The sequence below is a fragment of the Micromonospora sp. CPCC 205561 genome, from assembly GCF_036906775.1.
In the GTDB taxonomy this organism is placed as follows: Bacteria; Actinomycetota; Actinomycetes; order Mycobacteriales; family Micromonosporaceae; genus Micromonospora.
Genome location: NZ_JBAKHV010000061.1, coordinates 1 through 12,768 on the forward strand (window position 1 = coordinate 1; position 12,768 = coordinate 12,768).

General features: G+C 76.0%; 11 protein-coding genes, 1 pseudogene and 1 riboswitch. Of the genes and pseudogenes, 6 read left to right on the forward strand and 6 right to left on the reverse strand.

All coding sequences use genetic code 11. The annotated features are described in order from the left end of the window. Nucleotides 1-884, reverse strand: a pseudogene (locus tag V6V16_RS24040) (S8 family serine peptidase); the annotation flags it as partial. 78 nt (nt 885-962) lie between these two features. On the opposite strand from V6V16_RS24040, the gene V6V16_RS24045 reads away from it, so the two are divergent. Both V6V16_RS24045 and V6V16_RS24050 read left to right on the forward strand, forming a co-directional pair. After that, complete coding sequence (locus tag V6V16_RS24045; protein WP_334565552.1) at nt 963-2,780, forward strand: glycerol-3-phosphate dehydrogenase/oxidase; 1,818 nt, start codon at nt 963-965, stop codon at nt 2,778-2,780. 87 nt (nt 2,781-2,867) lie between these two features. After that, nucleotides 2,868-3,398, forward strand: coding sequence for a hypothetical protein (locus V6V16_RS24050; protein ID WP_334565503.1), 531 nt, complete (start codon nt 2,868-2,870; stop codon nt 3,396-3,398). Nucleotides 3,399-3,499: 101 nt separating this feature from the next. On the opposite strand, the gene V6V16_RS24055 is transcribed toward V6V16_RS24050, so the two are convergent. Next, a complete protein-coding gene (locus tag V6V16_RS24055; protein ID WP_334565505.1) occupies nt 3,500-4,900 on the reverse strand; it encodes an FAD-binding oxidoreductase in 1,401 nt (466 codons plus the stop codon). Nucleotides 4,901-4,967: 67 nt separating this feature from the next. Between V6V16_RS24055 and V6V16_RS24060 the strand changes: the two genes are divergently transcribed. Next, nucleotides 4,968-5,258, forward strand: a complete 291-nt coding sequence (locus tag V6V16_RS24060) for a DUF4031 domain-containing protein (RefSeq protein ID WP_334565507.1) — start codon at nt 4,968-4,970, stop codon at nt 5,256-5,258. A gap of 137 nt (nt 5,259-5,395) precedes the next feature. On the opposite strand, the gene V6V16_RS24065 is transcribed toward V6V16_RS24060, so the two are convergent. Beyond that, nucleotides 5,396-6,040 (reverse strand): HD domain-containing protein, encoded by a 645-nt coding sequence (locus V6V16_RS24065; protein ID WP_334565509.1) that lies wholly within the window; start codon nt 6,038-6,040, stop codon nt 5,396-5,398. Between the two features lie 73 nt (nt 6,041-6,113). On the opposite strand from V6V16_RS24065, the gene V6V16_RS24070 reads away from it, so the two are divergent. Beyond that, the gene (locus V6V16_RS24070) at nt 6,114-7,370 is read left to right on the forward strand and encodes an FUSC family protein (protein WP_334565553.1); all 1,257 of its coding nucleotides are present in this window, start codon (nt 6,114-6,116) and stop codon (nt 7,368-7,370) included. A gap of 193 nt (nt 7,371-7,563) precedes the next feature. On the opposite strand, the gene V6V16_RS24075 is transcribed toward V6V16_RS24070, so the two are convergent. Then, on the reverse strand, nt 7,564-8,844 hold the full coding sequence (locus V6V16_RS24075; RefSeq protein WP_334565510.1) for an aminotransferase class V-fold PLP-dependent enzyme: 1,281 nt from the start codon (nt 8,842-8,844) through the stop codon (nt 7,564-7,566). Between the two features lie 46 nt (nt 8,845-8,890). Continuing rightward, nucleotides 8,891-9,013: riboswitch (SAM riboswitch) on the reverse strand. Nucleotides 9,014-9,035: 22 nt separating this feature from the next. On the opposite strand from V6V16_RS24075, the gene V6V16_RS24080 reads away from it, so the two are divergent. Then, nucleotides 9,036-10,529: a PrsW family intramembrane metalloprotease gene (locus V6V16_RS24080; protein WP_334565511.1), complete on the forward strand. Its 1,494-nt coding sequence runs from the start codon at nt 9,036-9,038 to the stop codon at nt 10,527-10,529. Between the two features lie 96 nt (nt 10,530-10,625). Here the strand turns inward: V6V16_RS24080 and V6V16_RS24085 are convergent, their stop codons facing one another. Together V6V16_RS24085 and V6V16_RS24090 are read right to left on the reverse strand one after the other, a co-directional pair. Continuing rightward, nucleotides 10,626-10,793, reverse strand: a complete 168-nt coding sequence (locus V6V16_RS24085) for a hypothetical protein (protein ID WP_176737359.1) — start codon at nt 10,791-10,793, stop codon at nt 10,626-10,628. Nucleotides 10,794-10,886: 93 nt separating this feature from the next. Next, on the reverse strand, nt 10,887-11,225 hold the full coding sequence (locus tag V6V16_RS24090) for a GroES family chaperonin (RefSeq protein ID WP_334565515.1): 339 nt from the start codon (nt 11,223-11,225) through the stop codon (nt 10,887-10,889). A gap of 15 nt (nt 11,226-11,240) precedes the next feature. On the opposite strand from V6V16_RS24090, the gene V6V16_RS24095 reads away from it, so the two are divergent. Further along, the gene (locus tag V6V16_RS24095; protein WP_442934145.1) at nt 11,241-12,683 is read left to right on the forward strand and encodes an AI-2E family transporter; all 1,443 of its coding nucleotides are present in this window, start codon (nt 11,241-11,243) and stop codon (nt 12,681-12,683) included. Nucleotides 12,684-12,768 lie beyond the last annotated feature (85 nt).

Here is a 12,768-nt window from a genome sequence, read left to right on the forward strand (position 1 = left end):
CCCGGCGGGCCGGTCGGCGCGGCGGGCACGGCGCTTGCCGGGTCGATCGGCGCGGCGGGCGGCGGGCGGCGGGCCGCGGCGCGCAGTGCCGCCAGCGCGAAGCCGGCCGGCGGCAGGATCAGCAGCAGGGGAAGCTGGGCGCCGGAATGCCCGACGCCGGCGGCGAGCAGCAGCAGCACGACCCCGGCGACCAACCCGCCGACCAGCACCAGCCGGGCCGGCCGGGGCGGCTCGCCGACGGTGAACGGGGACCAGAGGGCGTCGTCGAGCAGCGCCCCGGCCAGCGCGCCGAGCGCGGCGGCGGCCACCCCGGCGAGCACGGATTCCAGCAGCCCGCCGAGCGCCCCCCACCAGACCCAGGGCAGCAGCAGCGCCAGCCCGCCGGCCACCCCGAGCAGCGTGGCGGGCCACGCGGAGACCCGGGGCGCCCGGGCCGCCGCGCGGCGGCCGGAGAGCACGCCCAGCAGCAGGGTGGCCAGGGCCGCCGCGCCGGCCAGCGCGGCGAGGTACGCCTCGTGGTGCACCGGCGGCACGGCCCGCGGCAGCGTCAGCGCGGCGAGCACGAGCACCGCCGCCAGCCAGGCCCGGCCGGTGGCGCGGACCGCCGTCGAGCGGGGCAGCAGGGCCAGCGCCAGCGCGGGCGCGCCGACCAGCAGCACGGTGGCCAGGGCCACCGCCGGCCACAGCCAGGCCGCCCGGTCCAGGCCGGAGGCGAGCAGCACCTGGTCGGCCAGCCACCCGCCCAACTGGCCGACGACGACGAACCCGACGGCCCAGCAGCCGGTCACGGCCGCCGCCACCACGGCCCAGGGGCTCGACCGCCCCGGACCGCCCGGGGGGCGGGGTGCGGGCTGACCAGCGGGGAACGGGGGGCCGATCTCCATTCCCAGACAGTACGGCGCGGACGGCCCGTGCCGCGCGACGGCGGCGACGGTTACCGTGGACGGGTGCGTGACCCCAACGTGTCCCGAACGACGGCCGGCCAGCTCTCCCCGGAGCGCCGGGCCGCCGACCTGCGCCGCCTGCGCGCCGAACGCTTCGACGTGCTGGTCATCGGCGGTGGCGCGACCGGGGCGGGGGCCGCCCTGGACGCCGCCTCGCGGGGACTGAAGGTGGCCCTGGTGGAGGCGCGCGACTACGCCGCCGGCACCTCCAGCCGCTCCAGCAAGCTCATCCACGGCGGCCTGCGCTACCTGGAGCAGTTGGAGTTCCACCTGGTGCACGAGGCACTCACCGAGCGCGGGCTGCTCGCCACCCGACTGGCGCCGCACCTCGTCCGGCCGGTGCCCATCCTGGTCCCGCTGCCCGACGGGCGCGGCGTGCGCGGCCTGCCCGCCCGGGTGTTCCGCCGCTCCTACTACGGCGCCGGCGTGGCGGCGTACGACGCCTTCGCCGGGATCTTCGGCGGTGGCCGCGGCATGCCGCTGCACCGGCACCTGAGCCGCGAGGGCGCCCGCCGGGTCTTCCCGAGCCTGCGGGCCGACGCGGTGGCCGGCGCGATCCGCTACTACGACGGCCAGGTCGACGACGCGCGGCTGGTGGTGACGCTGGCCCGTACGGCGGCCAGCCTCGGCGCGACCGTGGTGAACAGCGCCCGGGCGGTCGGGCTGATCCGGCAGGCCCGCGAGGTCACCGGCGTCCGGGTCCGCGACCTGGAGGCGCCCACCGGCTCCCCGGACGCCGAGTTCGAGGTACGCGCCCGCACCGTCATCGCCGCCACCGGCGTGTGGAGCGACGACATGTCGCGGATGCTGAACGACGTCGGGCTGCGCCCCGGCATCCGCGTCCGGGCCTCCAAGGGCGTGCACCTGGTGGTGCCCCGCTCGGCGATCACCGGCGAGGCCGGGCTGATCCTGCGTACCGCCACCAGCGTGCTCTTCGTCATCCCGTGGGGCGGACACTGGATCATCGGCACCACCGACACCGACTGGCGCCTGGACCGGTCCCACCCGGCCGCCTCGGCGCGGGACATCGAATACCTGCTGAACCAGGTCAACGCGGTGCTCGACCGGCCGCTCACCACGGCCGACATCGAGGGGGTCTACGCCGGGCTGCGCCCGCTGCTGGCCGGCGAGGCGGACTCCACCTCCAAGCTCTCCCGCGAGCACGCCGTCTTCGAGCCGATGCTCGGGCTGCTGCTGGTTGCCGGCGGCAAGTACACGACGTACCGGGTGATGGCCTCCGACGTGGTCGACCGGGCCGCCCACCGGCTCGGCGCCGTACGCCCGTCGCGCACCGCCGACCTGCCGCTGCTCGGCGCCGACGGCTACCCTGCGATGTGGCGGGACCGGGCGGACCTGGCCCGCCGGCACGGGGTGCCGGTCGGGGTGGTCGAGCACCTGCTGGAGCGCTACGGCACCCTGACCCTCGACGTGCTCGCGCTGATCGACGCGGAGCCGCTGCTCGCCTCCCCGCTGGCCGGCGCGCCGGAGTACCTGGCCGCCGAGGTGACGTACGCGGCCCGGTCCGAGGGGGCGCTGCACCTGGAGGACGTGCTCACCCGGCGGACCCGGATCTCCTTCGAGACGGCGCACCGGGGCCTGGAGTCGGTGGGCCACGCGGCCGAGCTGATGGGCGCGGTGCTCGGCTGGGACGAGGCCACCCGGGCCCGCGAGGTGGAGCACTACCGGGCCCGGGTGGAGGCGGAACGCCAGTCCCAGTTGATGCCGGACGACGCCACCGCCGACGCGGCCCGGCTCGGCGCGCCCGACGTACGGGGCTTCGCGGCGGACCGGGGCGCGGACGACGACCCGGCCGAACTGCCGTTCTCGTCCCGCTGACCCACCCACCCGGGTACCCCTAGGTTCGCCGCCCAGGACCGGTTCGTGGGTTACGGCCGTTACCTACGGTGGGATAGGTTCCGGCGCGTGCGTTCCGCTTCCTGGTCGCCTCTGGTACCCCTGTCCGTCGCCGCCCTGCTGGCCGCCGCGCTCGCGGGCTGCGCGCTGCCCGGAAGCGCGCACGACGAGCCCGCCGCGGGTCCGGCCGGCAGCGGGCCGGCGCGACCCGGGTCCGCCGGCGCGGCGACCGCCGAGCAGGGCCGGGTCAGCCTGTTGCAGAAGGTCGGCTCCGAAGGCCCGCTGCGCACGCTGAACGTCGAGCGGGACGGCAGGTGGGAGTGCGTCGACTGCGCCGGCGACGGCGTGACGTCGACCGGCGTGCTCGGCCCGGAGCACGTCGCCCGGCTCCAGGGCCTGCTCGCCGACCCGGGGCTGGCGCGGGAGACCGACCAGGCCCGTCGCTACCAGGTCACCTGCATCGCCGCGCTGACCTCCAGCCTGCTCACCGCGGCCGGCCCGATCACGTCCCAGGACTGCCCGGGCGAGGAGCACCCGCCGATCGCCAACGAGATCCTGCTGCTGCTGACCCAGGCCACCCCGGCCGAGATGACCGCCTGACGAGCCTGGTCAGCCCGGCGAACCCGGCCGACCGGCGCCTCCCGTGTCCGGGCCCGTGCCCCCGTGTCCCGGTCGGGGCCCTCCTCCGGGCCGGCGCGGGGTCAGAGGACCTTGCCGGGGTTGAGCAGCCCCGCCGGGTCCAACGCGGCCTTGATCGCCTGGTGCACCCGGACGCCGACCGGGCCGATCTCGCGGGCCAGCCAGTCCCGTTTGAGCAGGCCGACGCCGTGCTCGCCGGTGCAGGTGCCGCCCAGGTCCAGGCCGAGGCGCATGATCGCGTCGAACGCGCGCCGGCCGCGTTCGAGGCTCGCCGGGTCGGCCCGGTCCACCACGATGTTCGGGTGCATGTTGCCGTCCCCGGCGTGGCCGACCACGCCGATCGGCACGTCGCACTCCGCCGCGATCCGGGCCACCCCGTCGAGCAGGGCCGCCAGCGCGCCCCGGGGCACCGCCACGTCGTCGATGACCAGGCCGCCGTTGCCGCCCGGGTACGTCTCCGCGGCGAACTTCTCCATCGCCGGGTGCGCGAGGCGGCGGGCCTGCAACAGGGCCGCCGCCTCGACGGCGTCGGTGGCCGCGTAGACCTCGTCGGCGCCGACCGCCTCGCAGACCGCGGCCAGCCCCGCCAGGTCGTCGGCGGCCCGCGGGCCGGTGTCGGCGGAGGCCAGCAGCAGCGCATGCGCGTCCGTCCGCAGCCCCATCGGCCGGTACGCCTCGATCGCCCGCAGGTGCGTGCGGTCGAGCAGCTCCAGCAGGCTGGGGGTGAGCCCCCGGGCGGCGATCTCGGCGACCGCCGCCCCGGCGGCGGCGGTGGACGGGAAGACCGCCACCATGGTCAGCGACTCCGCCGGGGCGGGCCGCAGCGCCACGGTCACCTCGGTGATCACACCGAGGGTGCCCTCCGAGCCGACGAAGAGCCGGGTGAGGTCGTACCCGGCCACTCCCTTGGCCGTGCGCCGGCCGGTGCGCAGCACCTCGCCGGAGGCGAGCACCACCTCCAGCCCCAGCACGTACTCGGTGGTGACGCCGTATTTGACGCAGCACATGCCGCCCGCGTTGGTGGCGACGTTCCCGCCGATCGTGGAGGACTCCCACGAGCCCGGGTCGGGCGGGTACCACAGCCCCCGCTTCGCCACGGCGGCGGCGAGCGTCGCGTTGACCACGCCGGGCTGCACCACGGCGATCCGGCTCACCGGGTCGATCTCCAGGATCGCGTCCATCGCGACGGTGCTCAGCACCAGCGCGCCGTCGACCGCGTTGGCCGCGCCGGCCAGCCCCGTGCGTGCTCCCTGCGGCACCACCGGTACGCCGTACCGCGCGGCCGCCCGCAGCGCGGCGGCCACCTGCCCGGTGCCGCGGGGACGGACCACCACCAGGGGCGTGCCGGAGGCACAGAGGTCGGCCTCGTCCCGCTCGTGCATCCGCAGCAGGTCCGGGTCGGTGAGCACGGCGTCGTCGCCGAGCGCCGCGCGCAGGTCGTCGAGGAGGGGGGATCGGGCCATGTCGCCGAGGCTACGGTCGGTCCCGCGCGATGACCAACCGGCCCTCGGGCGGGGTACTTTGGCCGACATGCTCTACCTGGACCGCCCCGGCTGGCCGTGGCGGGGACGGCTCTGGTCGCACCTGATCAGCGACGTCTCCCACGCCGAGCTGCACGCCTTCGCCGAGGCGCTGGGTGCGCCCCGGCGAGGCTTCGACCGGGACCACTACGACATCCCCGCCGAGCAGTTCGCGATGGCGGTCTGGCTGGGTGCCCGCGTGGTGCCGAGCCGGGAACTGGTGCGCCTGCTCCGCCACTCCGGCCTCCGCCGCCCCAAGCACCTGGCCCCCCGACCCCCCACCCCCACCCCCACCCCCTGACCCTCCCCCCCCGCACCCCCCAACCCCGCGATCTTGCACTTCCTGCCCTTCCGCCGTCGGACTCGCGGCTTTCGTCCGGGCCGAAAGTGCAAGATCGCCGCTCGGAGGGGACGGGAGGGTGGGAGGGGAGCGGGGGGTCAGGGGGGTGGGGGGAGGGTTGTTAGTTCGCGGGTCAGGTTCGCGCGGGCTCGGGGCTCCCAACGGTTGGCCAGAGTTGGCAGCCGGAACAGCGCCGGCAGGGCGAGCAGCCCGGCGAGCACCCGGGCCCGGCCGGCCCGGAAGGCGGGGTCGGGCACATGCGCGTACTCCCGGCGGATCGCTGCGGCGTAGCGGTCGTACGCCTCGGGCGGCGCGGCCAGGACGGCGAGGTCGGCGTCGCAGAGCAGCGCGCCGTCGGCGTCGCCCGGGTCGACGGCGTGCCCGGCGGTGAGCAGTACCAGCCGGCGCACCTCGTCCACGGCATCGGCCGGCAGGCCCGACCGGGCGAGCAGGGTGCCGGCGAGCGCCGCGCTGTGCCGCTCGTTGGCGTCGCCCTCGGCGCGCGGGTCGTAGACCGCGTCGTGGCACCAGGCGGCGAGGCGCACCAGGTCCGGCCGACCGGCGGCGGACGCGTGGGCGTCGACCACGTCGAGGACGGCCGTCAGGTGACCGGTGGTGTGGTAGTGCCGGTGCGGCTCCCGCCAGCGGGCCAGCAGTTCCCCGCCGGCCCGGGCCAACTCAACCGGGTCGGTCGCCCCGGCTCCCTGGGCCGCCGCCCGCCACCGGTCCAGAAGCTCCGCCACGCGCCGAGTGTGCCGCACCGCGGCCGGCGCCGAGGATTCACCCGGCGTGGCGCGGGTAGTCCCCGCCATGGCCGTGGCCCGCGATCGTCGCCGCTCGCTGGTGCGGCGCGTCATCCTGCGCGACCGGGCGGCGGAGATCGACGAGGTCCGGATCGCCGAGGCGCTGCGGCAGCTGCGGCACCACGGCAAGGCCACCCTGCACGACCGCCTGCACCGGGTCCGGATGGCGCTGGGCCTCGCCGTGCAGGCCGGTCTCGCCGCCGGGCTGTCCTGGCTGGCGGCGCACGAGTTGCTGGGCAACCCGCAGCCGGTATTCGCGCCGATCTCCGCCGTCGGCACCCTCGCCGTCTCGGTCGGTCAGCGGTTCCGCCGCACCATGGAGCTGATCGTGGGGGTGGCGGTCGGGGTCGCCGTCGGCGACTTCCTGATCTACCTGCTCGGCACCGGGCCGTGGCAGCTGGGTCTGGTGGTCACCCTGGCCATCCTGCTGACGATCTTCGCCGGCGCCAGCGTGGCCATCGTCATCCAGGCGGCGGCCACCGCGGTGCTGATAGTGACGCTCAGCCCGTCGACCGAGAACCTGGAGATACCCCGGTTCGTCGACGCCTTCGTCGGCGGCGGGATAGCGCTGCTGGTCACCGCGATCCTGCTGCCGCTCAATCCGCTGCGGATCATCAACCGGGCCGCCCGGCCGGCCCTGGACCTGCTCGCCGACCAGCTGGACGCCGCCGCGGAGGCCCTGCGGAACCGCGACCGCGAGAAGGCGCAACGCGCCCTGGAACGGCTCCGCAACAACCAGGACGAGCTCTCCACCTTCACCGAGGCGATCGAGGGGGCGAAGGAGACCGCCATGCTCTCGCCGGCCCGGTGGCACCGGAGGGACGAGCTGACCCACTACGCCGAGGCCGCCGACCCGCTCGACCGGGCGATGCGCAACGCCGGCACGCTGATCCGGCGCGCCGTCACCCTGATCGAGGACGAGGAGCCCGTCCCCGAGTCGATGCCGGACGCGTTGGCCCACCTGGCCGAGTCGGTACGCCTGCTCAAGCACGAGTTCGCGGTCGGGGAGGAACCGGAGCAGGCGCGGGAGCGGGCGTTGCGCGCGGTCAGCGAGGCCGGCCGAGCGTACGCCGACGGGGTCGGCTTCTCCGGCAGCGTGGTGGTCGCGCAGGTGCGTACCACGGCCAGCGACCTGATGGTGGCCTCGGGCCTCACGCAGGAGGAGGCTAACCGGGGGGTGCGCCAGTCCTTCGGCGACCTGGACCGGCCGCGGGACGCGGGGGAGCGGAGCGACGCCCCAAGACCCCCCGCCACACCCCCACTCGGCTGACCCGCCCCGCCCCACGCCCCCGCCCCGCCCCGCCCCGCCCCTCGCCCCCGCCCCTCGCCCCTTGCCCTCGCCCCCGCCCTCGCGATCTTGCACTTTCGGCCTTCGAGGTGAGGCTTGAGTCCGGATTGTCGGGGCGGCAAGTGCAAGATCGGCGCGGCCGGGCGGCCGGGCGGCCGGGCGGCGGGCCGCCACGTCACGCCAGCGCGGCCAGGGCGGCGAGCAGCCGGTCCACGTGGGCGGCGGTGCTGCCCAGGCCGATGCTGGCGCGCAGGGCGGTCGGCGGCAGGTCCCGCCGGCCGCTGCGCGTCGCCGCCTCGACGAGCAGCCGCCGGGCCAGCGGGTGGGCGCAGAAGAGGCCGTCCCGTACCCCGATGTCGTGCGCGCGGGCCAGCTCGGCCGCCACCTCCGCCGAGTCCCGGCCGGCCACCGCGAACGACACGATGCCCACCCGGGGCGCGCCCGGCCCGAAGGTGCGCAGCTCCACCACGTGCGGCAGGGCCGCGATGCCCTCGCGCAGCCGGGCCAGCAGGGCCTGCTCGGCGTCGTGCAGGGCCCCCCGGTCCGCGTCGGCCAGGGCCGCGCAGACCGCGGCCAGCGCGACCGCGCCGAGCAGGTTCGGCGTACCCGCCTCGTGCCGGCCGGGGCCGGCCGACCACCGTACATCGTGGGTGGCCGCCCCGACGTGGCTGGTGGCGCCCCCGCCGGCCAGGTAGGGCGGCGCGGCGTCCAGCCAGTCCGCCCGCCCGACCAGCACCCCCGCGCCGAACGGCGCGTACAGCTTGTGACCGGAGACCGCGAGGTAGTCGACGCCGAGGGCGGCGACGTCCACCGGCGCGTGCGGGGCGAGCTGCGCCGCGTCCACGGCGATCCGGGCCCCGTGCCGCCGCGCCACCCGGGCCAGTTCGGCCACCGGCCAGCGCTCGCCCGTCACGTTGCTGGCGGCGGTCACCGCGACCAGCACCGGCGGGCCCTGCGCGGGGCGCGGGCCGCCCCCCGTGCCGGGCCGGCGTAGCTCGGCGAGCGCGCAGGCCAGCGCGCGGACCGCCTCGGCCGGCTCCCGGGGCACCGGCAGCCGGACCGAGCCGCGCGGCCAGGGCAGCAGGTTGGCGTGGTGCTCACCGCCGAAGGTCACCACCGTGGTGCCGGCGGGCAGGGCCCGGGCCAGCAGGTTCAGCGCGTCGGTGGTGTTGCGGGTGAAGACCACGTGGTCGTCGGCGCGGGCGCCGAAGAAGTCACCGACAGTCTGCCGGGCGCGCTCGTAGGCGAGGGTGCAGCGCCGCGACAGGGCTCCGGCGCCACGGTGCACGCTGGCGTACCAGGGCAGCAGCTCGGCCACCGCGTCGGCCGCGACCCGCGCGCAGGGCGCGGTCGCCGCGTAGTCCAGGTTGACCTGGCCGGGCACGCCGAGCACGTCGAGCGGCCCGACGGCGGCGGCCGGCCGCGGCGCGGGCGGGGGTACGAGAGTGACGGTCATGGCCGACCTCCGGGTCCAGGGACCCCGGGTGGGCACACACGGGCGGGGTCCGCGCTTGCCCGGCGCGCGGTTCACGGGCCGGGCCCGGTCATCACCCGGGGCACCCCACCGCGAACTCGACGAGGGTTGCCGGCCAGCAAGCCGGGGCTTGACGCTGGCGCTCGTGACCTGCGGGCAGCATAGCCGGGCGAATGCGCCCGGACCAGCCGGCCCGCGGTGGTTACGCTGACCGCATGGCCGACACCCCGCCCGGCGTACCCCTGCCGCCGTCGCCGACCGCGCCCGCCGTCCCGCCGGCCGGCGGGGCTCCCCGGATGCCGCTGCGCCGGCTGGGCTGGCGTCGGTTCCTGGTGCTGGCCGCGACCGTCCTGTTCATCGCGGCGTGCGCGCTGTTCATGGTCTTCACGCTGGGCGAGAACCTCGGCGCCGAGGCGCTGCTGATCGGCGTGGTCGCCGCGATCCTCCCGGTTCCGGTGCTGGTGGGCTGCTTCCTCTGGCTGGACCGCTACGAACCGGAGCCGCTGAAGTACCTGGTCTTCTGCTTCGCCTGGGGCGCGTTCGTCTCCACCGCCGCCTCGCTGACCGTCAACGAGTTCTGGGCCGGGCGCTTCGAGGCGTGGGGGCTGCCGACCGCGCTGACGGCGGTGCTGGTCGCGCCGTTCATCGAGGAGCTGACCAAGGCGCTCGGGCCGATCCTGTTGCTGATCTTCCGCCGCCGGGAGATCTCCGGCATCACCGACGCCCTGGTCTACTGCGGGCTCTCCGCGATCGGGTTCGCCATGGTGGAGAACATCCTCTACCTGGGCGGCTACGGCTACGCCACCGGCGTGGAGCGGTACGGCCCCGCGACCGGCGCGCAGCAGGTCATCGCCGTCTTCATCGTCCGGATCCTGCTCTTCGGCTTCGCCCACCCGCTCTTCACCTCGATGACCGGGGTGGGGCTGGGGATCGCCGCGCGCGCCGCCGACCGGTGGGTCCGGGTGCTCGCCCCGATCGCCGGCCTGCTGCTGGCGATGATGCTGCACGGCCTCTGGAACCTGCTGCCGACGCTCACCCAGGCCACCGGCCAGATGCTGATCATGCTGTACGGCTTCATCGGCGTGATGGTGCCGGTCTTCTTCGGCATGGTCGGGCTCGCCGTGTGGCTGCGCGCCTGGGAGGGGCGGCTCACCGAGCGGACCCTGCCGGACTACGTCCGAGCGGGCTGGCTCACCCCGCCCGAGGTGGCGGCGCTGAGCAGCCTGGGGCGCCGGCACGCGGCGCGGGCGTGGGCCAAGCGGGTGGCCGGCGACGCGGGACTGAAGGCGATGCGCGGCTACCAGTTCGCCGCGACCCGGCTGGCGCTGCTGCGCGACGGCGCCCTGCGCGGCCTGGACCGGCGGCCGGCGGACCGCGAGCGGACCGCGCGGGAGGAACGCGAGCTGCTGGAGTCGATCGGCGCGTACCGGGCGTTCTTCGTCGGCAGGGACCCGCAGGCGCCGGCGGGGATCTGGGACGGGAGCCGCTACCACCTGCGCTTCCCGGACGGCTCGCAGCGCGTCGTCGAGGCACCGGACGAGCCCGTGGTGCCGATCCCGGTGATCCTCGCCCCGCCGCCGCCCCCGGCCTACCCGGCCGGTCACGGCGCACCGGGCTGGTACGGCGGCCCGCCGCCGCCGGCAGCCTGGCCGCCCGGCCGTCCCTGACCTACGCGTCACGCGGTCGGCCTCGACGCGGGCGTCGGGCCGGCCCCGGCCCGACCCGACCGGAGCCGCTCCTCGGTCAGGGACGGCCCCGGGTCGTCAGGTCATCAGGCTGGTGAGGAAGTCACCGAGGCCCTGCGCCATCGCCATCAGGCCCGCCCCGATCGCCTTGAACATCTCCGCCGCGCCCTCCGGCCGGAAGGCCATGAAGTAGATCAGGAACGCGACGCTCCCCCAGATCAAGAGCTTCTTCACGAATACCGGCATCGTCCCTCCCCAGGCCGGTGGTGCGGCTGGCTTCCCGGCCGGGGGCGAGGCAAACGACGCCGACGCCCCGATCCGGGGCGGGCGGGGGCGCGATCAGAGGTAGAGGCCGGTGGAGTCGTTCTCGATCCGCTCGGCGGCCACGGCGTGCACGTCGCGCTCGCGCAGCAGCACGTACCCGCGGCCGTGCAGCTCGACCTCGGAGCGGTCGTCGGGGTCGAAGAGGACCCGGTCGCCGGAGACGATCGCGCGCACGTTCGGCCCCACGCCCACGGCGGTGGCCCAGGCGAGGCGCTTGCCCACGGCGGCGGTCGCCGGGATCACGATTCCGGCGGTCGAGCGTCGCTCACCCTCGCTCCCCTCCATCCGCACCAGCACGCGGTCGTGCAGCAGGCGGATCGGCAGCCCGGAGTCGAGATTCTGGTCGGCGGTCACGCCGGAAACGCTACCGTGTCCCGGTCGGCCGGTCGTGGGCGGTTACGCACCGGGGGGCTGGGGCATTGTGTGGCAGACCTGCCCTACGGTGGCGTCGTCGGACGTATCCTGTCCGCCCACCGGCGTGGGCCGGGCCGGTTCTCTTGCCAGGAGGTGCGCTTGAGCCGCTTCGAGCGGATACGCGGACGGCTCCGTCACGCGTACGAGTCGGGCCGGGAGTCCGCGCGGGCACGCCGTACGGAGCCGGCCGACGTTCCCGAACCGGCCGGCGTGGCCTCGCCGACGTCCCCCGGGCCGGCGGCGGGGCCCTCCGCGACCGTGCTCGGCGCGGCGTCGCCCGGCGCCACGCACACCTCCACCTCCAGCCGGGACGACGCGGACGTGCCGCACGCGCTGCGGATCGCCGCGGCCTGGTCCTGGCGGCTCATCGTGGTCGGCGTCGTGGCCTGGGCCCTGCTGAAGATCGTCGGCACCATCCGGATCGTGGTCATCCCGCTGGCGATCGCGCTGCTCCTCTCGGCGCTGCTCGCGCCGGCGGTCGGCTGGCTGCTGCGGGCCCGCCTGCCCCGGTCGCTGGCGACGGCGGTCGTGCTGGTCGGCGGCCTGGCCGGGGTGATCGGCACGCTGACGCTGGTGGTGAACGAGTTCATCCAGGGCGTGCCGGAGCTGAGCAAGAAGTCCTCCGAGGGCGTCCGGCAGATCCAGGACTGGCTCAAGACCGGCCCGCTGCACCTCTCGGACGGCCAACTCGACAACTACATCGAGGAGGGCCAGGACTGGATCAACAACAACACCGAGAGGTTTACCAGCGGTGCCCTCTCCACGGCCGCCACGCTGGCCGAGGTGTTGACCGGCACGCTGCTGGTGCTCTTCGCGACCTTCTTCTTCCTGCGTGACGGCACCAGGATCTGGCGCTTCGTGGTCCGCCTGCTCCCGGTGGCCGCCCGCTGGAAGGTCGACGACGCCGGGCGGGCGTCCTGGGCGACCCTGGTGGCCTACGTCCGGGCGACCGTGCTGGTCGCCTTCATCGACGCGGTCGGCATCGGCGTCTTCCTGGTCATCTTCGACATCCCGTTCGCTTTCCCGCTCGCCGCGCTGGTCTTCCTGGGCGCGTTCATCCCGATCGTCGGTGCGACGCTCTCGGGCGTCGTCGCGGTCCTGGTCGCGCTGGTCGACAGCGGCCCGGTGACCGCGCTGATCATCCTCGGCGCGGTGATCGGGGTGCAGCAGGTGGAGGGGCACCTCCTCCAGCCGCTGATCATGGGCCGGGCGGTGGCCATCCACCCGCTCGCGGTGATCATCGGGATCGCGGCCGGCGTGGTCCTCGCCGGGATCACCGGCGCGCTGGTCTCGGTGCCGCTGATCGCCGTGCTCAACACGGCCGTCCGCCGGCTCGCCGCCCGAACCGTGCCGGACACCCCGCCCGACGCCGTCGTCGTGGCCTCCCAGGCCCCCTGACCGCACCCGTCCGCACCCACGCGTCCCGCACCGGGCCGCGCGTGACCCTCCCGGAACCGGGGGCCCGCCGAGGGCGAGGCCCCCG

What these genes read in the sequence shown, in the direction of transcription:
- V6V16_RS24060 (WP_334565507.1), top strand. Translation starts at nt 4,968, where the DNA reads ATGCTCTACCTGGACCGCCCCGGCTGGCCGTGGCGGGGACGGCTCTGG.
- V6V16_RS24075 (WP_334565510.1), bottom strand. Translation starts at nt 8,844, where the DNA reads ATGACCGTCACTCTCGTACCCCCGCCCGCGCCGCGGCCGGCCGCCGCC.
- V6V16_RS24080 (WP_334565511.1), top strand. Translation starts at nt 9,036, where the DNA reads ATGCGCCCGGACCAGCCGGCCCGCGGTGGTTACGCTGACCGCATGGCC.
- V6V16_RS24085 (WP_176737359.1), bottom strand. Translation starts at nt 10,793, where the DNA reads ATGCCGGTATTCGTGAAGAAGCTCTTGATCTGGGGGAGCGTCGCGTTC.
- V6V16_RS24055 (WP_334565505.1), bottom strand. Translation starts at nt 4,900, where the DNA reads ATGGCCCGATCCCCCCTCCTCGACGACCTGCGCGCGGCGCTCGGCGAC.